This window comes from Acinetobacter sp. IK31, from assembly GCF_035615195.1.
Taxonomy (GTDB): Bacteria; Pseudomonadota; Gammaproteobacteria; order Pseudomonadales; family Moraxellaceae; genus Acinetobacter; species Acinetobacter calcoaceticus_C.
Genome location: NZ_JANBOB010000003.1, coordinates 1 through 1106 on the forward strand (window position 1 = coordinate 1; position 1106 = coordinate 1106).

Here is a 1106-nt window from a genome sequence, read left to right on the forward strand (position 1 = left end):
ACCATGGTAAAACAACTTTAACTGCTGCGATTGCAACTATTTGTGCAAAAACTTACGGCGGTGAAGCGAAAGATTACTCACAAATCGACTCAGCACCTGAAGAAAAAGCACGTGGTATTACAATTAATACTTCACACGTAGAATACGATTCTCCAATCCGTCACTACGCTCACGTAGACTGCCCGGGCCACGCCGATTATGTTAAAAACATGATTACTGGTGCTGCTCAGATGGACGGCGCGATCCTTGTATGTGCTGCGACTGATGGCCCAATGCCACAAACTCGTGAACACATCCTTCTTTCTCGTCAGGTTGGTGTACCTTACATCATCGTATTCTTGAACAAGTGTGACCTTGTTGATGATGAAGAATTACTTGAATTAGTAGAAATGGAAGTTCGTGAACTTCTTTCTACTTATGACTTCCCAGGTGATGATACTCCAGTTATCCGTGGTTCTGCGCTTAAAGCGTTGGAAGGCGATGCTGGTCAATATGGCGAGCCTTCAGTTCTTGCTCTTGTTGAAGCGCTTGACTCTTACATTCCAGAACCAGAACGTGCTATCGACAAAGCATTCTTGATGCCAATCGAAGACGTATTCTCTATTTCTGGTCGTGGTACTGTAGTAACAGGCCGTGTTGAATCTGGTATCGTTAAAGTTGGCGAATCAGTTGAAATCGTTGGTATTCGTGACACAGTAGTAACGACTGTAACTGGCGTAGAAATGTTCCGTAAATTGCTTGACGAAGGTCGTGCAGGCGAGAACTGTGGTGTTCTTCTACGTGGTACTAAGCGTGAAGACGTACAACGTGGTCAAGTACTTGCTAAACCAGGTACAATCAAGCCACACACTAAATTCGATGCAGAAGTATACGTACTTTCTAAAGAAGAAGGTGGTCGTCATACTCCATTCCTTAACGGCTACCGTCCACAGTTCTACTTCCGTACAACTGACGTAACTGGCGCAATCCAATTACAAGACGGCGTTGAAATGGTTATGCCAGGTGACAACGTTGAAATGTCAGTAGAATTAATCCACCCGATCGCAATGGACCCAGGTCTACGTTTTGCGATCCGTGAAGGTGGTCGTACTGTAGGTGCTGGTGTT

General features: G+C 45.0%; 1 protein-coding gene. It reads left to right on the forward strand.

The window, feature by feature from the left end:
* A partial coding sequence (tuf, locus tag MSG66_RS03650) for an elongation factor Tu (RefSeq protein ID WP_324652386.1) occupies positions 1-1106 on the forward strand: 1106 nt, incomplete at both ends.